At 59.1% G+C, this 21915-nt stretch carries 17 protein-coding genes and 4 pseudogenes; 11 read left to right on the forward strand and 10 right to left on the reverse strand.

Features of this window, described 5'->3' with window-relative positions; genetic code table 11:
- Positions 1-2: 2 nt before the first annotated feature.
- Positions 3-602, reverse strand: coding sequence for a P27 family phage terminase small subunit (locus tag I6I71_RS05310; RefSeq protein ID WP_236587408.1), 600 nt, complete (start codon positions 600-602; stop codon positions 3-5).
- 224 nt (positions 603-826) lie between these two features.
- On the reverse strand, positions 827-1204 hold the full coding sequence (locus tag I6I71_RS05315) for an HNH endonuclease (RefSeq protein ID WP_070447350.1): 378 nt from the start codon (positions 1202-1204) through the stop codon (positions 827-829).
- Between the two features lie 292 nt (positions 1205-1496).
- Between I6I71_RS05315 and I6I71_RS05320 the strand changes: the two are divergent.
- The 3 genes and pseudogenes from I6I71_RS05320 (at position 1497) to I6I71_RS05330 (ending at position 3804) form a co-directional block, all read left to right on the forward strand.
- Positions 1497-2689: pseudogene (locus tag I6I71_RS05320) on the forward strand (IS3 family transposase).
- 105 nt (positions 2690-2794) lie between these two features.
- Entirely contained in the window at positions 2795-3091 is a 297-nt protein-coding gene (locus tag I6I71_RS05325) for a hypothetical protein (protein WP_201822813.1), read from the forward strand.
- Between the two features lie 14 nt (positions 3092-3105).
- A complete protein-coding gene (locus I6I71_RS05330; protein ID WP_201822820.1) occupies positions 3106-3804 on the forward strand; it encodes a trypsin-like serine peptidase in 699 nt (232 codons plus the stop codon).
- Positions 3805-4049: 245 nt separating this feature from the next.
- Here the strand turns inward: I6I71_RS05330 and I6I71_RS05335 are convergent, their stop codons facing one another.
- On the reverse strand, positions 4050-4430 hold the full coding sequence (locus tag I6I71_RS05335) for an HNH endonuclease (protein ID WP_083278868.1): 381 nt from the start codon (positions 4428-4430) through the stop codon (positions 4050-4052).
- 144 nt (positions 4431-4574) lie between these two features.
- Complete coding sequence (locus I6I71_RS05340; protein WP_236587409.1) at positions 4575-4892, reverse strand: hypothetical protein; 318 nt, start codon at positions 4890-4892, stop codon at positions 4575-4577.
- A 90-nt stretch (positions 4893-4982) separates the two neighbouring features.
- On the opposite strand from I6I71_RS05340, the pseudogene I6I71_RS12200 reads away from it, so the two are divergent.
- A pseudogene (locus I6I71_RS12200) lies at positions 4983-6542 on the forward strand (class I SAM-dependent DNA methyltransferase); the annotation flags it as partial.
- Positions 6542-7507 (forward strand): annotated as a pseudogene (locus I6I71_RS05355) (DEAD/DEAH box helicase); the annotation flags it as partial. The pseudogenes I6I71_RS12200 and I6I71_RS05355, both read left to right, overlap by 1 nt.
- A gap of 2 nt (positions 7508-7509) precedes the next feature.
- Here I6I71_RS05355 and I6I71_RS05360 read toward each other — a convergent pair.
- A protein-coding gene (locus I6I71_RS05360) for an IS3 family transposase (RefSeq protein WP_414017452.1) occupies positions 7510-8765 on the reverse strand; the annotation gives its coding sequence in 2 pieces (ribosomal slippage) (positions 7510-8480 and positions 8480-8765; 1257 coding nt in all).
- 50 nt (positions 8766-8815) lie between these two features.
- On the opposite strand from I6I71_RS05360, the pseudogene I6I71_RS05365 reads away from it, so the two are divergent.
- The 4 genes and pseudogenes from I6I71_RS05365 to I6I71_RS05380 form a co-directional block, all read left to right on the forward strand.
- A pseudogene (locus I6I71_RS05365) lies at positions 8816-9886 on the forward strand (DEAD/DEAH box helicase); the annotation flags it as partial.
- Positions 9886-11058 carry a GIY-YIG nuclease family protein gene (locus I6I71_RS05370; protein ID WP_201822823.1) on the forward strand — a complete coding sequence of 391 codons (1173 nt, stop codon included), beginning with the start codon at positions 9886-9888 and terminating at the stop codon, positions 11056-11058. The pseudogene I6I71_RS05365 and the gene I6I71_RS05370, both read left to right, overlap by 1 nt.
- 58 nt (positions 11059-11116) lie before the next feature.
- Positions 11117-11863, forward strand: a complete 747-nt coding sequence (locus I6I71_RS05375; protein ID WP_236587413.1) for a hypothetical protein — start codon at positions 11117-11119, stop codon at positions 11861-11863.
- Between the two features lie 3 nt (positions 11864-11866).
- On the forward strand, positions 11867-13432 hold the full coding sequence (locus I6I71_RS05380) for a Y-family DNA polymerase (RefSeq protein ID WP_201822826.1): 1566 nt from the start codon (positions 11867-11869) through the stop codon (positions 13430-13432).
- A gap of 15 nt (positions 13433-13447) precedes the next feature.
- On the opposite strand, the gene I6I71_RS05385 is transcribed toward I6I71_RS05380, so the two are convergent.
- Complete coding sequence (locus tag I6I71_RS05385; RefSeq protein WP_201822829.1) at positions 13448-13972, reverse strand: AMIN-like domain-containing (lipo)protein; 525 nt, start codon at positions 13970-13972, stop codon at positions 13448-13450.
- A gap of 219 nt (positions 13973-14191) precedes the next feature.
- Between I6I71_RS05385 and I6I71_RS05390 the strand changes: the two genes are divergently transcribed.
- On the forward strand, positions 14192-15079 hold the full coding sequence (locus I6I71_RS05390) for a sucrase ferredoxin (protein WP_201822832.1): 888 nt from the start codon (positions 14192-14194) through the stop codon (positions 15077-15079).
- Here I6I71_RS05390 and I6I71_RS05395 read toward each other — a convergent pair.
- The 4 genes from I6I71_RS05395 to I6I71_RS05410 are packed head-to-tail and all read right to left on the reverse strand — an operon-like array spanning position 15063 to position 18530.
- On the reverse strand, positions 15063-15845 hold the full coding sequence (locus I6I71_RS05395) for an HAD family hydrolase (protein ID WP_236587414.1): 783 nt from the start codon (positions 15843-15845) through the stop codon (positions 15063-15065). The two genes, I6I71_RS05390 and I6I71_RS05395, sit on opposite strands and share 17 nt — an antisense overlap.
- A gap of 55 nt (positions 15846-15900) precedes the next feature.
- Positions 15901-16593: a methionine ABC transporter permease gene (locus I6I71_RS05400; RefSeq protein ID WP_414017448.1), complete on the reverse strand. Its 693-nt coding sequence runs from the start codon at positions 16591-16593 to the stop codon at positions 15901-15903.
- Complete coding sequence (locus I6I71_RS05405) at positions 16590-17621, reverse strand: methionine ABC transporter ATP-binding protein (RefSeq protein WP_052205299.1); 1032 nt, start codon at positions 17619-17621, stop codon at positions 16590-16592. Before I6I71_RS05405 ends, I6I71_RS05400 begins: the two co-directional genes overlap by 4 nt.
- Positions 17622-17633: 12 nt before the next feature.
- A complete protein-coding gene (locus tag I6I71_RS05410) occupies positions 17634-18530 on the reverse strand; it encodes a MetQ/NlpA family ABC transporter substrate-binding protein (protein WP_201822848.1) in 897 nt (298 codons plus the stop codon).
- A 169-nt stretch (positions 18531-18699) separates the two neighbouring features.
- Between I6I71_RS05410 and I6I71_RS05415 the strand changes: the two genes are divergently transcribed.
- Positions 18700-21861: an error-prone DNA polymerase gene (locus I6I71_RS05415; RefSeq protein WP_201822850.1), complete on the forward strand. Its 3162-nt coding sequence runs from the start codon at positions 18700-18702 to the stop codon at positions 21859-21861.
- Positions 21862-21915: the final 54 nt, after the last annotated feature.

A 21915-nucleotide genomic window follows, 5' to 3' on the forward strand; every position in this document is an offset into this window, starting at 1 on the left:
CGTTAGGAGGAGGCTTTGAGCAGCTGCTCCATGACCTCATCGCCTGGTGTGGTGCCGGAGTAGTCGGTGGTGCAGGTGGCGCGCACGATGTCGAAGATCTCGTACCAGTACACGTTGGCCTGCTTGCCGAACGACTGCGACATGGCCACGAACGGGCTGGCGATCGCAGCTCCCGTGGTGGGGTGTTTGCCGAGTAGACCGAACTTGGAAATCGCCTGCTCACACTGGATGTAGCGGGCGAACGCCTGCGCGTACTGCTCAATGAGCCGTTTGGAGACGAACTCGGTGCAACCACGTTCATCCAGCCAGCTCCACGTCTCCCGGTAGACCAAATCCGCGCCGAGCGGTTGGCCGTCACGCTGCTCAGCCGACAGATATTCGCCGGGTTCTGGCATCGGCTCGCCTGCGAGCAGCGCACCATCGCCGATGTCGGTGCCGTCCAGGTCGAACACATCGAGCTCGGCAGGTGTCGTGAGCCGGGTGGCGGGGCGACCTGAGGCGAGCTTGTCGGAAAGCGCCTCGGGCTTCGCCCCAGCGCGCACCCTGCGTCCGCCCCTGTTGGTGCCGTCTTTGGCCATGGTCTCGCCTCCTTCCTGGGGCATCGTGCCCTGGTGTGGAGGGCGTGAAGGGGTCAATACCCCGTTTGATTCGGCGGTTTTGCGCACGGTTGGCCCCGCCCGCTGAGGAGCAGCCCAGCTGTGGAGATCCGCTCGCCCCCACCCCCTCGGCAAGCGCGCCACGTCGCCTCGTGCCGGGCCAGCGGCCTCGAAGTTGGCACAGGTGAAGGTCAGCAGGGAGGCCGCGACAGGCGGGCACACAGCGCTTTTTAGTAGCTGTAGACCCGAGGGGCTTGCCGCCACCGGTCGCCATCGAGCGCGGACTGGCGCGAGTGGCACGGCTTGCACAGACTCCGCAGGTTCGACTCGTCGTGGGTGCCGCCGTGGTCGAGCGGGATCACGTGGTGGACCTCAGCCACGGGCGTGTACCGGCCACGGGTCAGGCAGTCCTCGCACAACGGGTGGGCTTCGACGTAGGCCGCGCGGATCTTTCGCCACCGGTGGTCGTAGCGTCGGTTGATCTTCGGGTCGCGCTGGTAGGTCCGGTAGCGGGTGTCCTCGGCGCGGGCGTGCTCGGGGCAGAACCGCGTCTCGGTCAGCTCGGGGCAGCCGGGCTGGGAGCACGGGCGCTTGGGTTTGAAAGGCATCCGTCTCACCGCCCCTTGTCGTTCATGGCAACGACCCCCAGACGGACCGTGATGATTCGTCTGGGGGTCGGGACCTACTTTTCAACCACTTACAGCATGCGACAGGCACACCCTGAAAGTCATCCCCTCTTTGCGACACTCATGCGCGCCAATGCTTCAGTCTCTGCCGAACAAGAGACGCGCGAAGCGGGCAAGGGCGCGCTGCTTCTTGGCGAAGCAGGGGTCTGCTGAAGGTTCGATTGAGTCCAAGACCGCATGACTTTGGAAGGGTCGTACTGAAAGGATGGCGATCGTGCCAAGAATGTATTCGGACGAGTTCAAGCGTGACGCAGTGGCGCTGGTGAACAGCGGCTTGTCGCAGAAGCAAGTGTGTAGAGACCTTGGAGTCTCGAAGTCCGCGTTGCAGACGTGGGTCAAGGACGACCGGTTCCGGGCTCTCGGGTTCACGCCGACCACAGACGTCGAGGAACGCCGCGAGATGACGGCCGCGATGCAGCGGATCCGCGAGTTGGAGATGGAAAACGAGGTGCTGCGTCGCGCGGCGGCGTATCTCTCGCAGGCGAATCTGCGGACCCCAAAATGATGTACCCGCTCGTCCGCGAGATGGCCGCCTAGAACGCCCCGCTACGGGTGCCGGTGGCGGTGGCGTGCCGGGTACTGGGCTTCTCTGAGCAGGGGTACTACCAGTGGCGCCAACAGCCGATTTCTGCTCGCCAGCAGGAAGAGGGGCACCTCATCGAGGTGTTGCACGAACTCCACGAGGTGTTGCACGAACTCCACGAGGACGATCCCGAGGGCGGCTACCGTGTGCTGGCTGACGACCTCCACGATCTGGGCTACCAGATCTCGGAGCGGCGCGTGTGGCGGCTGTGCCACGTTGCGGGGATCTCCTCGAGGATCACCAGCCGCAAACGCAAGTACCGCAAGGCCGGCGCGCCGGTCCATGATGACCTCGTGCAGCGGTTGTTCGTCGCTGATGGCCCTGACCAGGTGTGGGTCACCGACATCACCGAACACTGGACTGACGAGGGGAAATTGTACTGCTGTGCGATCAAGGATCTGTGGCACAACAAGATCGTCGGCTACTCTATCCAGCCCAGGATGAAGGCCCGGATCGCTGTCGATGCGTTGACGATGGCCGTCTATCACCGTGGCTTCCCGAAAGGCGTGATCGTGCACTCGGATCGCGGCTCGCAATTCCGGTCGAAGAAGTACCGCAAAGCCCTCAAGAAGTTCGGGCTGCGCGGCTCCATGGGACGTGTTGGCCCGTGTGGTGACAACGCTCCTATGGAGTCATTCTTCGCGCTCCTGCAGAAGAACGTCCTCGACCGGCAACGCTGGACCACCCGCCAAGAGCTACGACTGGCGATCGTCGCATGGATCGAAGGGATCTACCACCGCAAACGACGACAACGACGCCTAGGCAAACTGACCCCCGTCGAGTACGAGGCAATCATGGCCCCCACCACTACACTGGCGGCATAAACCCTGGGCTCAACCAAACCTTCAGCAGACCCATTTAGACCCTTGTCCATTACTTAAAAACCACCTAGAGTAAGAGTGGAATCGGGAAGATTATGGGGGGTTATAATGAGAATTCGACGTCAAGCTCTACCTGTTAGTGCTCTGCTCGCTACCTTAGCATTGTTTGTAGGCTTCGTGATGCCACCTGCCCACGCATCTCCAATTGCAGATGACGACACAGGTGACCAGCCAGTATCAGCCAATGCGCCCTCTGTTGATCTGTCAAGATCATCTGCTCGGGAATTAGATCCGACAGGCTATTGGACGGAAGAAAAGATGCGATCTGCAATTCCTGCAGACAAATTAGCTCCCGAATTTATCAAACCGATACGAACCCATCCGATGAGCGATCTAAAAGGTTGAGCTTAGGAGAAGATTTGTCAGATCCTGTGTACCCCGAATTGTCGCCAGGACAACAAACTCGGAATGCCGTAGTACCTTCAACAGCTGGAAAAGTATTTTTCAGCTATAAGGGTAAAAACTATGTGTGCTCAGGTTCGGCAATTAACGGTCCGACGAAAAACGTGGTGTCTACCGCTGGCCAATGCGTACATGGGGGAAAAGGGGAAGGATGGCATTCAAACATTGCATTCGCCCCTGCCTACTACAATGGCGCGTCAGGATACGGTCTGTGGAATTGGAAGACGGCATACACGTTTACAGGATGGACTAACTCATCAGATTTTTCGCGCGACCAAGCATTCTTCACGGTGCATCCTCGAAACGGAAGGACCCTAGTGGCTACAGTTGGTGGCAATGGACTTGCTTATAACTATGGACACAATCAAACTGGAGTGAGAATATGGGGTTGGCCTGCAGAAAAACCCTACGATGGCACAACTCCTTACTACTGTGATGGGAATACCAAGAAGTGGCGTTTCTGGTCCAGCGACATGATAATGCCCTGCGACATGACCGGTGGAGCAAGTGGAGGCCCCTGGCTACGAACAAGAATCGATGCGAATCTGGGACATGTTTTCGGTGTAACATCTCGCCGTACAACTTCAGGAAGTAAGTTACTGATTTCTACACCTTTCGATGACGCGGTAAAAAATCTTTTCCAAGGTATTAAATGAGCCTGATAAAGAGGAGTTGGTTGCCTATATCGGTCGCAATATTTATTATCTGCCTTGTGATCGGGATAGTTTTTCTTGCCTTTTATTCACGGCAAGCTACTCCAGTGCAGGACTCTCCAACATCAACGCAAGCGCCTGTTGAACAGAGTGATTATTGGAATAAAGAGCGAATGGAGTCAGCTACTCCCGCTCCCATGCCATCGCCGTAAAAACAGTGATACTTTCCCAGTTCAAACTTACTCATATTATTTCTTATACACATGCCGTCGGTATCTCCACCTGTCGTTACCACGCGCAGTCTTGGACGAATGACACGGCTTACACAAGGCTTGCAGGTTCGCCTCATCATGCGTGCCACCATCTTCGAGCGGGACGATGTGGTCAACCTCTTGGGCTGGCGTCACACGCCCCTGAGTCTGGAACTGTTCGCACAACGGGTGGGCTTGGATGTAGGCGTTGCGGATTTTGCGCCGGCGGTGGTCGTAGCGCTTGTTGATCGCAGGGTCACGCTGATACGTCCGGTACCGCTCGTCTTCTGCACGAGCGTGAGCCGGGCAGAAGCGGTGGTCGGTGAGTTCTGGGCAGCCGGGTTCGGAGCAGGGGCGTTTCGGTTTCCTCGGTACCACACCCACCTCCCACGAATACGGCAAGACCCCCAGACGGGCTACCGAGCGTCTGGGGGTCTTGGCCTAGTTGTCAACCGCTTACTACGTTACGGGCTGGTTTGGGGCAAGTCATCCGCGTTTGCCGGCACCTTTTGGCGGGTGGGTTCACAGTCCACTCGGCCCATACAATGCCGTCGCCAACCGCCCCAGCGCCCGTGACTTCTTCTGGTGCGCGGTGGAGCGTTCGACGTAGAAGTGGTCGCACACCAGGTTGACGTCGTCTTCTTGTGGACCGTCGCCGAGGAAGAAAGCCTCGAGCACAAACCTGTCATCCTCCGACAGCAAACCCCAGGCGGGGAGGAACCAGTCGAGGTATTCGCGGGCTTGGCGTTGGCGTTCGGCGAGCAGGTCGATCTTGTCTAAGGTCGCAGCAATCCTGTTTTCGTTACCGTGCGGATTCACATAGCGCGGCAGGCCATCCAACCTAGGCGAGGCTGGGTGGACGAGATCCTCCCGAAGCTGATCTGCCACGTGGCTGGTGTCTCCTGCGGCGTGTTCCATGAGTGGGTAATCTTGCAGAACTTCTATGGCATCGAGATTGATGATTTTGCTGTGGAGATTGCGATCCTCTCTATGTGGATTGCAAAGCACCAAATGAACCGTGAATTTGAGCGTCAGTTCAAGGTGGCGATTCCGCTTATCCCTCTGAAAGAAACCGGCCAAGTTCATGCAGGGAATGCGACCCGCATGGACTGGAATGCGGTGTGTCCAAACGAAGGTGAGGAAGAAGTGTACCTCATTGGAAACCCGCCGTACGCTGGTTCGAAGAAACAAACCGCTGAGCAAAAAGAAGATTACAAGTTTGTTTTCGGGGATCGCCCGTTTAACAAAAATCTCGACTACATTGCTCTCTAGTTTATCAAGGGCGCTGATTACATTGCAGGGACATCGGCAGAACTCGCATTGGTGTCAACCAACTCGGTAGTTCAAGGGGAGCATGTTGGACTCTTGTTTCCAATGACCTTTGAGATGGGCGTCGAAAGCGGGTTTGCTTACACCTCATTCAAGTGGGAAAACAACGCTGCTCATAATGCGGGGGTAACCGTTGTTGTGATTGGCCTGCGATCGAACTCGAGTCAGCCGAAGTACATATTCATCGATGACTTAAAAACAGAGGCGGGCAATATCAACGGCTATTTGGCTGATGCGCGGAATATTTCGATTGCACGGCGTACTAAGCCTCTGAGTTCTATATTTCCGAAAATGACATTCGGCAACATGGCAATGGACGGTGGGAACCTCCTTCTCAACTCGGCCGAAGAGAAGTGGATTGTTGAGAATCACCCAAATGCGAGTCGATTTGTTCGACGAATTTTAGGCAGTCAAGAATTTATCAACGGCGAGGAACGGTACTGTCTCTAGATTTTGGACGAAGAGAGGAAAGATGCCTTGGACATCAACCCGATTCGTGAACGGGTTGAGAGAGTGAAAGCTAAGCGGCTTTCCAGCAGTGATGCTGGCACACGTAAAAAGGCATCCGAACCTTGGAAATTCCGTGAGCAAAAAGGCGGAAAGACAGACTCCATCATTGTGCCGAGGGTTTCTTCTGAGCGAAGAGACTATATCCCCATGGGGTATCTCGGACCGGACACCGTCATTTCGAATGCTGCGTTCGCGGTCTACGACGCTGAACCGTGGCTGTTTGTGCTGCTCACTTCAAAGATGCATATGGCTTGGGTTCGAGCCGTCGGCGGGAAGATGAAGACCGACTACCGCTATTCAAACACCATCGTCTACAACAACTTCCCGGTTCCTAAGAGAATCGAAAAGTACAAAGACCAACTCACGGAAACTGCGCTGCGGATCCTGGATGTGCGTGAGTACCACTGCGAAAAGACGCTGGCAGAGCTCTACGACCCAGAGGCGATGCCGCGGAACCTGCGCGAAGCACACGAGGCGAACGATGCTTTAGTGGATTCGCTGTATTCCAAGAAACCTTACGAGTCAGATGAGGCACGTCTTTCGGATCTCTTCGAGTTGTACGAGGAAATGATTGCAGCCGAAGAAGCTGCGAAAGCCGCAAAACGTAGCCGTAGAACGGTGAAAAAATCTGACCAGGCAGGAGCGAAATAATGGCTGCAGTAACAGGAAATCCAAACGCGCGTGAAAGCATTATTCAGGTTGAGTATGCGCAGGCAGGAACCTCGGTAAGTACTGATGAACTCGGTATGCGTGAAATGCAACGCCGCGTCTACGAACAACGTGGTGCGCAGTACCTCCTGATTAAGGCTCCTCCGGCATCGGGTAAATCACGTGCGCTGATGTTCGTCGCACTGGACAAGCTCTTCCACCAGGGCCGTAAGAAAGTCATTGTGGCAGTGCCAGAGCGCTCCATCGGTGGTTCGTTTGCACCGACTGATCTGCGCTCCCACGGGTTCTATGCAGACTGGGACATCAAACCAGAAAACAATCTCTGCACTCCGGGTAGTAGCAAGAGCAAGGTCGCAGAATTTATCCGCTTCCTGGAAGGTCCTGACGCGGTGCTCGTATGCACGCACGCCACCTTGCGCTTCGCATTTGAAAAGCTCACACCAGACGCATTCAATGGCACAGTGCTTGCAATCGATGAGTTCCACCATGTCTCAGCAGCCGACCTAGACAACAGCCGCCTCGGCTACTTGCTGCGTGAAGTGATGAACGGCTCTGATGCGCACATCGTTGCCATGACAGGTTCGTACTTCCGCGGGGATACCGTGCCGGTGCTCTTGCCGGAGGATGAAGCGAAGTTTACTTCCGTCACCTTCAACTATTACGACCAGCTCAATGGCTACCAGTACCTGAAATCATTAGGTATCGGCCACCACTTTTACCAAGGTCGCTACACCGATGCGATTGACCAAGTGCTGGATCTAGACAAGAAAACGATCCTGCACATTCCCAACGTGAACTCGGGTGAATCCACCAAGGACAAGATCGAAGAAGTCGGCCAGATCATTGACACCATCGGTGAAGTGATCGGCCAAGAGGAAGAAACCGGCATCATCCTCGTCCGCCGTCGAGACAACGGTGTGAATCGGCCTGACTTTTTGAGAGTGGCGTGTTACGCGGCGTGAAGGCCTGCGTGGTTTTCTCGTTGGTAGTTGGTGTAGTGCTCGATCGGCGGGATATGCCCGAGCGAGGAATGCAACCGCTCGTGATTATACCAGTGGACCCATCCGGCTGTGGCGCGTTCCACCTCACTCCAGTTCGTCCACGTCCCCGCTTCGAAATCAATGAGTTCAGACTTGTACAGCCCGATCGTTGACTCCATCAGACCGTTGTCGTAAGCGTCGCCGACGGTGCCGATGGACCCATCCATCTGGTGGACGGCCAGCAGCCGGCGGAGATCTGTGGAGGTGTACTGTGAGCCCGCATCCGAGTGATGGATCACCCCGGCCGAATCAAAGTACGGGTCCTGGCGCTGGCGTATCGCCAGTGCCTGTCGCAGCGCACGGATGACCAAAGATTTCGTGGCTCGGGTGTCCACGACATACGCCAGGATCTCACGGGTGAACACGTCGGTGACAAAAGCCACGTAGCTGAAACCGCAACTGGTGTGCACATACGTGAAATCCGCGACCCACCACTGATCGGGACGCTGAGCCTGCGACCAGGCCCGTTGAATACGATCCGGGAAACGCTCGGCGGAGGGATCAGCAACGGTGGTGCGTGTGGTCTTGCGTCGGAGTACACCCGCGATTCCAAGGATATTCATGAGGCGTTGCACCTGGTCACGGCCGATGTTCCAGCCTGCCCGGTGGGCGGCTTTCCATAGTTTTCGTCGCCCGTAGACCCGCCGATTGGCCCGCCACAGCTCAAAGAGCCGGTGCGCGGTGTAAGCCTCATCCAGCTCGGCAGGGGTGGGCCCGAAACCACGGGCCTGGAAGCGGTAGAACGTTGCTGGTGAAATAGCGTATTCATGCTCATTGAGCACGCGGCACATCCGCTCGATGGAATACAGGTGCCGGTGAGTGCGGAGGAAGTCCACAATCACTTTAGTTTGCGGTCGAGCTCCGCCTGGGCGAAAAAAGCTGAGGCCAGTTTCAGGATCTCGTTGGCTTCTTTGAGCCGGGCATTTTCCTTGCGCAGGGTGATAAGTTCCGCGTCTTTCTCGGCATCGGATTGCTCGACGGCGGCGTCTACCTTCTTCTCTTCTGCGCGTACCCAGTTGCGGATAGTCGATGTTTTGATGCCGATGACAGCTTCGACAGCGCGTAGTGCGGCTGCCTTGGATGAAGCGCCGTCAGCGAGCTCCTCGAAATACAGGCGCACCGCCCGCTGGCGGGTCTCCTGGTCGTAAGGGCTGATAGCCATGATGTTCCTCCTGTGTTACATCATGCCCTCTCACCAACCCAGGCCGGTTTAGTGAGACACTTCGCGTTGCGGATCTTGTAGATGACACGGACCAGAAAGCACGTGCGCATACCTTGACGTATTTGACCGACGTTGCTTCCAAGAACCGCGATGCCGTGGACATCATCATTGCCCTTGGCATGGCGAAGGAAGGCTTCGACTGGCCATTCGCAGAGCATGCGCTCACCGTTGGATATCGCTCTTCACTGACTGAAATCATCCAGATCATCGGGCGTGTGACACGTGACAGCGAAGGCAAGAGGCATGCACAATTCACCAACCTTCTGGCTGAACCCGACGCAGCACAGAGCGAAGTGACCATCTCTGTCAACAACATGCTCAAGGCAATCACTGCCTCACTGTTGATGGAACAGGTGCTAGCCCAGAACTTTGACTTCAAGCCAAAGCTCAACCCTGATGAGCGCTCTGAAGGCAACACGGTCAAGATTGAAGGGCTCAAAGAGCTCACCACGGATCGTGTGCGACAGATTGTTTCCAATGACCTCAATGATCTCAAGGCCACGATCCTCCAGGACGATACGTTTGCACGCGCAGCTGTAGGCAAACTTGATCCCCAGACCACCAACAAAGTGCTCATCCCGAAGATTATTCGTGAGCAGTACCCGGACCTCTCGGACGATGAGGTTGAGCAGGTCCGTCAGCGCGTGGTCATTGATTCGGTGATTAAGACCGGTGAGGTCAAAGAGGTTGGGGACAAGCGGTTCATCGAGATGGCGAACCAGTTTGTCAACATTGATGAGCTCAACATCAACCTGATTGACAGCATTAATCCGTTCCAGCGTGCCTTCGAAATCTTGTCGAAATCCGTCACGCCAAGCGTGCTTTCGTTGATCTCCGATGCGATTGCAACAACCCGCATTGATATGAGCCTTGAGGAAGCAATGGCGTTATACCCACAGGTTCAGGCGTGGGTGAGAGCGGAGGGGCGTCATCCCGACCGACGCTCTGATGACGCAGAGGAAAAGCAGCTAGCAGAAGCACTCTTGGTAGTGCGTAAAGCTGCAAATGAGCGCAGAAGTGAGCAGCAGGCAGAAGCCGCACAGCTTGGGGAAGGTGAGCAGTAATGACAGATGATGCAATTCTTGCGCAACTTGATGCCCTGATCGCAAGCGACGATGAAGGGCTGTTGGATACACCAGAAAAACCCTTGCCGGTAACGGAAACTGACAGGCTTCAGCGTGCGTTCCAAGAGGTTGTGGAGTTCTACGAAAAAGAAGGCCGCGAACCTGACCCGGAGACGATGAACATCTCAGAGCGCAAGCTTGGTGCGCGCCTAACCGGGATCCGGGCGAGCAACTTCAAAATTGAGGCTCTTGAAGATATGGATACCTACGGACTGCTCGCAACAGAACAAGTACCAACCTCTGTTGATGATCTGCTGAACTCGGACCCCCTTGATCTGATTGGCAACGCAGGTGGAATCTTTGACACGTCCTCACTGCCACAAAAGCGGGATACGCCGATTGAATCGGACCGCCAGCTGCGTAAGCGGTGCAAAGATTTTGAAAAGTTTGAGCCTTTGTTCAAACAGAAGCACGCAGAGCTTGAACAGGGCACCTACTCTCTGACCAAGTTTGAGGGTGCCCAGACAATCATTCCCGGTGCCTTCTTCATCCTGCGCGGTGTCATGGCCTTCATCGCGGAGGTTGGTGAATCTGAGATGAAGAGCCTGAAGCATAAAGATCAGCGCAAGGAGCGCCTCCGCGTGGTGTTTGAGAACGGCACTGAATCCGCCATGTACCGACAGTCCTTCGCGGCGCGAATGGGGGAGCAGGGCGGATTTGCTGTTACCCGTACGGGGTTTGACGTCAGTGAGATCGGTGATGCCGATGTAGAGACCGGACACATTTACGTGCTGCGTTCACTCAGTGACCACCCAGACATTCGTGGATTGAAGGATCTGTACAAGATCGGGTTCTCCACCACTCCGGTGGCTAAGCGTATCCGCGGCGCGGAAAAGAGCCCGACGTACCTCATGGCACCAGTCGAGGTAGTCGCGGATTATCGCGCTTATAACCTGCGGCCTTCAGCACTGGAGCACCTGCTTCACCGAGTGTTCGCCTCCGCACGGTTGGACGCGTCCATTGTGGATTCCGCGGGCGGCGCAGTGAGTGCGAACGAGTGGTTCTTGGTTCCCTTCCCGGTGATTGATCATGCAGTGGACCTGATTCTGTCGGGTGGCATTGTGAACTATGTTTATGATCCAGCGCAGCAGGACCTGATCGAAATAGTGTAGAAAACCTGTTCGACCTTGTCGCTTGCCTGTGTTTTGGGTGGAGTGCATACTAAACGCTGTGAGTGGAACGTCTATTCGATCGCTCGCGGCGCTCCCGGAGGAGGTCGCGGGGGCAGAACACCCAAGTCGGGCTGAACAAATCGCACAGTTGCGTGCCCAGATGGCGGCGTTGGGTGGGGAGGTGGTGCGCCCGGTCGTCGAAAAGCATGGCACCCTCACTGTCAAAGGATCATTATCCCAGGTCCTGCCTAACAACGGGTTGCCCAAGCAGGCGGTCACGCACTGTAGTGACACTCCGGCGCTGATCGTGGAGATCATCGACCAAGTTACCGCTGCTGGCGGGCACGTTGGTGTGGTTGGGTGGCCGGAGTTGTCATACGCGGCAATCCCTGCAGAAGGGTTAGAACGCATCATCGCAGTGCCGGACCCAGGGATTGAAGACATCGCCGTAGCGGGCGTACTTGCAGAAGGCCTGGACCTGGTTGTCCTGCGCACGAGAACTCAGCTCGAACTCACGCCGGTGCGTGCGCGTCCTTTGCTGGCGCGTCTGCGTAAAGGTAACGCGGCGCTGCTGACCGTCAACACCACGGTGCCCTCGCCAGCACTCACCATCACCGGCCACATCGAAGGCTTTCGCGGCATCGGCGAGGGCCTGGGCCGCATCAACGGCATTGACCTGCGCGTGCGCGCTGAGAGTAAAGGTGCTCGCCCGGCCAGCACCACGGTCACGCTCGGCCAAAAGCAACAAAAACACCCAAAGAAACAGCCAAAGAAACAACCAACCCACCTCCGGGCGGTGCCCTAAACCATGCGGGTCGCGGCACTGTGGTTTCCGGATTGGCCGGTGCAGGCGGCAAAGCTGGAACATGACGATGAGCTGGAAGAACCCATCGCGATTGCCAGCCAGCATCGGATTAAGGTGTGCTCGCAGGCGGCGCGTCGCGTAGGTATTCGCCGCGGCATGCGTGTGCGAAACGCCCAGGCGGCCGCACCGGAGCTCACGGTTATTGACGATAATCCGGACCGTGACGGCCGCATGTTCGCCTCCCTTGCCGCAAGCCTGGATGACGTCGCCGCAAGCGTAGAAGTACTGCGTCCGGGCTTGGTGGTTGTGGATCTAGAGGCCGCCGCCAAGTTTCACGGCAGTGAAGATGTGGCGCTGGAGATGCTTATAGACGCAGTGTCGAGACGCGGCATCGACACCCAAGCCGGTGCCGCCGATGAGATCGCCACCGCCATGATCGCCGCACGTACCTCCCAGATCGTGCCGCCACAAAAATCTCGTGAGTTTTTGGCCAACCATCCGATTACTACCCTGACCGCAGAGACCGCCCTTGCCGCCGACCCAGAGACTGTGCGCACGCTGGGCCAACTCGGCATTGCCACGCTCGGCCAGCTTGCTGAGATCCCACCTGCCGCAATGACCACACGCTTCGGTGCGCACGGCATGCATATTCATCGGGTGGCGGTGGCTGCGCCGGATCGTCGAGTAGCACCAGAGATACCCACAGAGGACCTCGCTGTGGCGATCATCCCTGAAGATCCCATCGAACGTGTAGACGCCGCTGCCTTCGCCGCCCGCGCGCTCGCCGCGAGTTTGCATGAGCGTCTCAAAGAAACTGGCCGCAACTGCCTGCGCCTGAAAGTTATCGCGGAACTCGCAGACGGCACCCGTGTGGAACGCATCTGGCGCACCCGCGAAGCACTCACCGAGCACGCCACGGCGGATCGCGTGCGCTGGCAGCTTGACGGCTGGCTGACCTCCGGCGGCGCTGGCGCGATCACCTCACTGATCCTGGAGCCACTCGAACTCGCCCAGCCAGACATCGCGGGCGAGCTGTGGTCCCAAGGCGCATCATCCGACGGCGCGCGCCGCGTCATTGAGCGGGTGCAGTCCCAGCTTGGTATCGACGCAGTTGTCCAACCACGCCTGGTTGGCGGCCGTGGCGTCGCCGAACGCATCCGCCTTGTCCCCTTCGGCGAAGCCCCACCCGAAACCACCGACCACACCTGGCCCGGCGCCATCCCCGCACCGCTGCCCGCGCGCCTCGGCGGCGGCATCGATCACCCCGCTTCGAGCATTCTGCTTATCGACGCCACCGCCAACCCCATCACCGTCACCGCTGAAGCCCTCCTGTCATCCAAGCCCTACGCACTCAAGTGGGGCGAGAAGAAATACCTGGTTACCGCATGGGCGGGTCCGTGGCCGGTAGATGAGGGGTGGTGGGGCCATGAGGCGCAGCACAACAAGGCGGCACGCATGCAGGTTGTCGGTCAGCTCGGCGGTGAGTCAGCAGGCGAGCGCGCCGGTGAGGTCACAGGCTGGCTGCTGGTGTGGACGCGGCGCGCCTGGCGCGTGGAAGCCGTGTACTAGCGGTGCCGCGCAGTATTAGCGCTGGATATCAATAACCAGGCGCTTCGGATTTTCCAGCATCTGTACCGAATACGGCGCCTTGTTGTGCAAACCCACCACGATCTGGCTGCGGCCTTCGGAAGTGCCGCCGTTGACTACGGCAACCACGTTTTCAGACGGGTTGGCCATCTGTACAAGCTCTGTGGTGTCCACGCCGATCTCGCCGGGGTGGATGGTGCCGTCGACGTTGATGTTGAGAAACTCCTGGCCGTCTATAGTCAGGGGCTTGCCTACGGAAACCTTCATTGGGGTTGAGGTGTAATCCACAAACCAGCCGGGCTCACCGTCGCCTTCTAGTTGCACCTCAATGCGATCAACAACACCGCTGTCACCATCGTGGGTGTCCACCCGCACTTGAGAGACCGCAAGTTGGGCAGGTTCAGATGGACGTTGGGATTCAGGGGAGAGGTTTGGGTTGTGATCTGCCTTGTTGCGGTTGATGCCCGCTAAGACGGCAGTGGGGGTTGCAGTGGGGGTTGGGGTGGCTGGAGCAGTTGTCACGCCTTGTGCCTGATGTCCATGACCGGCGACTGGAGGACCGGCGACTGGGGGAGTGTCAGTAGCGCAGGCACCCAAAAAGAGCGAGGTCCCCACTAACACCGCAATCGTACGCCCAGCAACAAACATGCTTTCACGCTATCCAACGCCGCGTACTGGGCAAAACTACAAGTATGAAAATTAGGAATGGTTATCAAAACGTTAGACAGTATGGTGTGAGGTATGACTTCCCTTACTCCGCCCTGCTCAGATGTTGCGGTTGAGGCCTTGCCCGGAACCGCGAAGCCCGGCTCGACCTACGTACTCTTCGAATGGCCGGGAGCGTGGAGCCGCGACGTTCTTGACGGCGGCACGTTCGGTGAGGAACTCACCGCCAAGCTCAAAGCGCACATGGAGCGCTACAACGCCACGCTGCTATTGATCCGCCACTCCACACGAGAAGCCCGTCAGATTACGGATCACCACGTCTACCTTGTCTTCGCCGACCAGGGTGTGACCGAGGTGTTGCACGTGGACGGTCCGGAGGACGTGCTGGGGTTGGATTTGTCGGGGGTGGGGAAAAACGGGGCGCAACTACGCCAAAAGCCCCTGCTTTTGATCTGTACACACGGCAAGCGCGACACCTGCTGTGCGGTCAAGGGCCGGCCGCTGGTCAATGAACTGCGGCGTGGTGATGAGGTGTGGGAGACTTCCCACATCAAGGGCCACAGGTTTGCCCCGACGATGATGCTGATGCCGTGGGCGTTCAGCTTCGGACATATGAGCCGTGAGGCGACCTCCGCGATGTTGGAGCACGCCGATGATGGCCTGTTCTTCGTGCCCGGCAACCGCGGCCGCGGCACGCTGACTCCGCCAGAGCAGACCGCGGAGATCGCCGTTGCGGCTGCACTGTCCCACCAGGGCATCCAGGTGGGGATTGATCAGTTACAGGTGCGTGACAACACCGTTGAGGGCGCAACCGCGACTGTGACCGTGATCGACCGAGACACTGGCCACCAGTGCGAGGTGAAACTACGCCAAAAGGACATCGAAGGCGTGGTGGATTCCTGCGGCAAGGCCCCGAAGACCGGCAAGGGCTGGGTCGTGGACACCATTACGCCAGGCCGTTGAGCACGTCGGCCACAGCCTCGATGACGTGGTCGGTGGCCTCTTTCACGTCTGCAGGAGAGTGCGTAAAGCTGAAAGACTGATCCGCAATGGCGTGCATATCAAGGTCATTCCAGGAATCCCCGAACGTGTAGATCCCCACGTCCTCGCGGTTGATGCCCAGGTGTTCAAGCAACTCAAGCACGCCTGTGCCCTTGTTGCGGCCGTTGGCCATGATGTCCACGTAATCCAGGTTCTGTGCCACGGTGACTTGGGGGAATTGTTCGGCCCAGGAGACAACGCGGCGTCTCAACGCAGGATCCGTCACACGGATCGGCACGACTGCAAACGTGTGATCCGGAATCTCTGAGAGCGTCATGTGCGCAAAGTGGTCCGTGAACAAGTCTCCAGTCTTAGTGTTGACGCTAAACGCGCCATCCACCGGACCTACTGTGGTGCCAAAAATAGCAACGCCCTCGGTGTCACCGAACTTTTCGACTGCGGCTCGCAGAATATCCGTGTCAATGGGGTAGGCGTAGATCAGATCATCGCCGTTGCCAGTGGTTGCAGACGCCCCGTTGGACAACACGCGGTAATCAAACACCAGCGCGTCTTCCGGGGGCATTGCAAACGTAAGCGCCGAGCGCGACCGGCCCGTGGCAGCTACTGCCAGGTTTCCGTTGTCGCGCCAGGCGCTGATTGCTTCTAAATCCTGTGGGTTGAAGCTGTAGGTGCCGTCTGGGCGGCGGTGGTACAAGGTGCCGTCAAAGTCGAATACCGCAATCTTCACGCACCTCATGGTAGCGGCCGGCTAAGGCCTGAAGCTAAGGCCTGAAGCTGGGTGGCTAGCGGCGCATAACCTTCTTGGACAGCCAGTTACCCACAAACTGTGCCAGCTGCACCACGGCCACGATGACAATCACCGCTGCCCAGGTTACGGCCGGCTCGAACTGGCGGTAGCCATACACAATGGCGAAGTCACCCAAGCCGCCGCCGCCGATGTAGCCCGCCATTGCGGACATGTCGATCACGGCGATGAAGATGAACGTGTAGCCCAGGATCAGCGGGCCAAGCGCCTCCGGCAGGATCACGGACTGAATGATCTTCCACGGGCCAGCGCCCATGGAGCGTGCAGCCTCGATCACACCCGGATCAATGGCCACCAAGTTCTGCTCCACGATGCGGGCCACGGTGAACGTAGCGGAGAAACACATCACGAACGTTGCGGCGGCGCGGCCGATCGTGGTGTCCACCACCGCAAGGGTGATGGGGTAGAGCATGGCGATCATGATGATGAACGGGATCGGCCTAAAGAAGTTCACGGCCACGTTGATCAGCGTGTACACCAAGCGGTTCTGCAGAATGCCGCCTGAGCGGGTGGTGTAGAGGAACACACCTAAAACCAGGCCGAAGAAGCCGCCCACAACCATGGTGATGGCAACCATCCACAGCGTGTCTCCGATCGCTTCGATGAACACCGGGCCGAGGCGTTCCCAGTTGGCTTCCGCAAGGAGGAACTCGTTCACGTTTGCGCTCATCGGGTGATCTCCTGAATATCGGTGGTGGTTTGCAGGGTGTGCAGGAACTCATTGATTGCGGCGTCATCACCGTTGAGGCGCACCGTCATCTTGCCAAAGCTGTGCTCCTGCAAGGTGGTAATACCGGCGTGGACCGGCTGCACCGATACGCCGCGTGCGCGAGCCTTCTCAGCAGCGCCGAAAAAGCCGGAGTTGTCGGTCAGGTCCACCGTGAACAGGCGTCCAGGTGCGGCGTTGAGCAGCTGCTTTTCCTCAACCTCATTTGGCGTGTTGCGCAGGCTGGTAGAGACAAAGCGCTCGGCAACACGGGTCTGCGGGTTGGAAAACACCTCATAGACGCTGCCGTACTCAACCACGCGGCCTTGTTCCATCACCGCAACCTTGTCGGCGATGGCGCGGATCACGTCCATCTCGTGGGTGATCACCACGATGGTGATGCCGAACTCCTCGTTGACGCGACGCAAAAGACCCAGCACCTCTTCGGTGGTTTCGGGGTCAAGGGCGGACGTCGCTTCGTCTGCAAGCAACAGCGATGGGTTGGTGGCCAGGGCGCGGGCAATGCCAACGCGCTGCTTCTGGCCGCCAGAGAGCTGCTCCGGATAGTTCTGGCCACGATCAGACAGGCCGACGAACTCGAGCAGCTCAGCCACACGCGCCTTGCGCGCGGCCTTGTCCATGCCCGCAAGCTGCAGCGGGTACTCCACGTTGGCCGCCGCGGTGCGGGAAGACAGCAGGTTGAACTGCTGGAAGATCATGCCAATGTTGCGGCGGATCTTGCGTAAGTCTTTTTCGGACTTGCCAACCACATCGGTGCCGTCTAAAAGCAGCTGCCCCGAAGTCGCCTGATCAAGCCCGTTAATCAAACGCACAAGCGTTGATTTACCGGCACCCGAGTAGCCAATGACGCCGAGGATTTCGCCGGGCTCAACGGTAAGGGTGACCCCATCTACCGCCCTGACCTCGCGGCCGCCCGTTTTAAATACCTTTTCTACGTCCCGGAATTCGACCCGGGTGCCGGTGTTAGCCATGGATTACAGCTCTTACTTCTCGTTTGCAACCAGACGGTCGAGGATCTCGTTGAGCTCTTCCTTCGGACGCTCAACCTCAACAGCGGTGTTGCGGGAGTCCTTCTGCACAGCCTCAGCAACAGCCGGGTCGTGCCACAGCTCAGCCAGCTTCAGGTAGGTCGGGTTGTCAATGTCTTCTGCGCGGGACGCGAAGACGTTGATGTACGGCTCGCCCTGCTCAGAAGCCGGGTCATCCTGGAAGATAGCCTCGGTCGGCTCAATGCCAGCGCGGTCCAGCCAGGAGTTGTTGATAATCGCCGGGCGGCCCTCCTTGTAGGCAGTCGGGGTCTGGGAAGCGTCAACCGGAACCACGGAAACCTTGGACGCAGCAGCGTCAATGTCAGCCGGGGTCGGAGCCAGCTCGTCTGCGCCGTCCTTCAGGGTGAGCAGGCCAGCCTGGACCAGCACGTTGATGGCGCGGCCCTGGTTGGAGTCATCGTTCGGGATGGCGATCTCGGAGCCCTCGATGCCGTCCAGGGAATCGTGGTCCTTCCAGAACAGTGCCAGCGGGTAGATCTCGGTGGAGCCGAGCACTCGCAGGTCCTTGCCGGAGGAAGCGTTGTACTTAGCCAGGTAGAGGATGTGCTGGAACTTGTTCAGGTCTAGCTCGCCCTGTGCCAAGGCCTCGTTGACCGGCGGGTAGTCAGAGAACTGCACGATGTCCAGGGTGATGCCCTCTTCGGCGGCCAGGTCAGCGAAGACAGACCAAGCCTGCTGGTCAGCGTCGGTGGTGCCAATCTTGACCACTACGTTGTCGCCGTCCTGGCTAGCTGCGTCGGTAGCGGAGTCGGACTCGTTGGAGCAAGCAACCAGGCTGGTTGCTGCGATGGTCAGTGCCGCCAGGGAGGCGGTGATACGAGATGCGCGCATGAGGGTTCTCCTTTATAGGCATCGGGAATGTACGAGGAGTGAACTTAGCACCCCATGTACCGCTTAGTCTATTTCTGGCCCGATTAAGGGGTGTAACGGTTGACCAAGCTGTCTGTAGATCAAGATTTACCGTTAGAACGTACGGGCGGATAGTGCTAGTGTTTCCCTCATGAGATTCAACGGGGGAGCGCCACTTTCCTGGTCGCGGCTGGAGCGGATCCTCTCCGGCCGGCCGGGACCTGCGCCTGTGCCGGTGGGGCACGTTGATGAGCCTGTGGGGGCAAGGGCGACTGGGCGGCCCGATCGGCCGGAAGTGCTCATGCCGTTTGCGGAGCTGCACGCCGTGAGCTCCTACAGTTTTCTCGGCGGCGCGAGCGAGCCGGAAGAGCTCGTAGCGCGTGCTGCGGAACTGGGATTGCAGGCAGTTGGCCTGCTGGATCGTGATGGGTTCTATGGTGCCGTGAAGTTTGCGGAGGCCGCCGCCGAAGCTGGCGTGGACACGGTATTTGGCGCCGAACTGACCTTGGACGTGGGCCTGGAGGAGCGGATCCTGCCCGTTATCGCCCGCGGTCCAGAGGGGTACAAGCGCCTGTCCCACCTGATGGCGGGGGCGCATATGGCAACGCGTGAAAAGGGGAAGGTGGGCTATCCGCCGCTTGAGGTGATCGGGGAGGAACTTGCGGGCACCTGTGTTGCGCTTGCAGGATGGCGCTGGGCGGATGATATCGCTCACCTGGTCGACACCTTTGGAAGTAGCAACGTGGTGTTGGAATATGAGGTCTCCATGACCCCGGAAGACGCCGATAATCACGCTTTGCTTGACGCTATAGCCGCACAAACACGGCTGCCGGCCATCATTACTGCCGCGCCTGCCGCCGCCACCCGGGACGCGGCACGCCTGGCCGCCGCCAAACGCGCACTTGCGCGCAGGCAGTCGCTCGCCCAGGCGCATGGGGACCTGCACCCGATGGGGGCGAACTGGCTGCGCAGCGCCACCCAGATCGCGCGCATGTGCCCAGGCAGTGAGGAAAAAATCGCCTACGCCGCCGAACTTGCCGCGCAGTGCGCCTTCACGCTGAACCTGGTTGCGCCGGAACTGCCCACGTTTCCCACCCCCGAGGGCCACAACGAGATGAGCTTTTTGCGCTCAATCACCCACGCGGGGGCGCAGGTGCGTTACGTGGGGAGGGATGCGGTGTGGCGTCGGCAAGCAAAAGCCCAAATTGACTATGAGCTCGGCGTAATCGAGGAGCTGAACTTCCCCGGCTACTTCCTCATCGTGCATGACCTGGTGGATTTCTGCCGGCGCGAAAACATCCTGTGCCAGGGGCGCGGCAGTGCGGCGAACTCCGCGGTCTGTTTCGCGCTTGGCATAACGAATGTGGAGCCGGTCTCAGCGGGTTTGCTGTTTGAGCGCTTCCTGTCGCCGGATCGGGACGGCCCGCCGGACATTGACATTGACATTGAATCCGGCAGGCGCGAGGAGGTCATCCAGTACGTGTACGCGCGCTACGGGCGCGAGAACGCCGCGCAGGTGGCCAATGTGATCACCTACCGCCGCAAAGGTGCCGTGCGCGATGCCGCGCGCGCTTTGGGCTACGCGCAGGGCGCGGCCGACAGCTGGTCCAAGGGGATTGAGGAGCCGCCGGTGAACGTGGTTGCCCTGGCGGACAAGTTCCGCGGCCAGCCCCGCCACCTGGGCATTCACTCCGGCGGCATGGTGATTTGTGATCGCCCGATTGCAGACGTTGTGCCGGTCGAATGGGCGCGCATGGAAGGCCGCTCGGTGGTGCAGTGGGACAAAGACGACTGCGCGTCCGCCGGCCTGGTCAAGTTCGACCTGCTCGGCCTGGGCATGCTCGAAGCGCTGCACCACATGATGGACCTGGTCCTAGACACCACCGGGCGTGAGGTTCGCTTGTGGGAGCTTCCGCTTGACGACGCCGCTGTGTACTCCATGCTCGCCCGCGCCGATTCCGTGGGCGTATTCCAGGTGGAGTCGCGCGCCCAGATGAGCACGCTGCCCAGGCTGAAGCCGCGCTGCTTCTTTGACTTGGTGGTGGAGGTCGCGCTGATTCGTCCGGGGCCGATCCAGGGCGGATCCGTACACCCGTACCTGCGGCGCCGCGACGGGCTAGAGCCTGTGGAATATGACCACCCGGTGCTGGAGAAGTCCCTGGGCAAAACGTTGGGGATTCCGCTGTTTCAGGAGCAGCTGATGCAGATCTGCGTGGACGCCGCCGGCTTTTCCGGCCGCGAAGCCGATGCGGTGCGACGCGCCATGGGCTCGAAGCGTTCCCCGGAGAAAATGGCGGCCATGCGGCAGCGTTTCTTCACCGGCTGCTGGGAGGTCAACCAGATCCCTGAGGAGGTTGCGGAACGGTTGTGGCAGAAGATCGTGGCCTTTGCCGCCTACGGGTTCCCCGAATCCCACTCCCAATCATTCGCGTCCCTGGTGTATTTCTCCGCGTGGTTCAAGCACTACTACCCGGCGCAGTTCTGCGTGGGGTTGCTTCGTGCGCAGCCGATGGGGTTTTACTCGCCGCAGTCCTTGATTCAAGACGCCCGCCGCCACGGCGTGACCGTGCTGCCGGTATGCGTGAACGCCTCCGGACGCGAGGCGTTGTGCGTGGACTCCACAACAATCCGGATGGGCCTTGGGCTGGTGCGCGGCCTCGGCGCGGATGCTGCTTCACGAGTAGAAGCCGCAGCCCCATTTGCAGACATCCCGGATTTGGCGCGCCGGGCGGGCTTAAGCGTGGAGCACGTCGAGGCGCTGGCGCGCGCAGGCGCTTTGGACTGTTTCGGCGTGACACGCAGGCAGGCGCTGTGGCAGGCAGGCGTTGCCGCCACCGAACGCGAGGGCATGCTGCCCGGCGCGAGCGCGATTTCCGCGCCTGCGCTGCCAGGCATGAACGCGTTTGAGCTCATGGCTGCCGACGTTGCCGCCACCGGTGTCACCCCTGGTCTGATGCCGGTGGAGATGCTGCGCAGCGCACTTAGTGCGGCCGGCGTTGTGCCCGCGGATCAGTTGCGCGCGGTTGAGGACGGCACCCGCGTCCGCATCGCCGGCGTAGTCACCCACCGCCAACACCCATCCACCGCCGGTGGGGTGACGTTTCTTGGCATGGAGGATGAGACCGGGCTGATGAACGTGGTCATCTCCGTCGGGTTGTGGAACCGCCAGCGTGTGGTGGCGCGCACCGCAAAGGCGCTGATCGTGCGCGGCATTGTGCAAAACGCTTCCGGGGCGGTGTCAATTGTGGCCGATCGCTTAGAGCCGCTGGAGATGGGGCAGTGGCTGACGCGCGGTTCGCGAGATTTCCGGTGATCTGAACTCGACGCTGCGGCTGGTAGCGTAATCGCCAGCGTCCATCCTTTAGCT

The organism is Corynebacterium riegelii, assembly GCF_016728505.1.
GTDB classification, from domain to species: Bacteria; Actinomycetota; Actinomycetes; order Mycobacteriales; family Mycobacteriaceae; genus Corynebacterium; species Corynebacterium riegelii.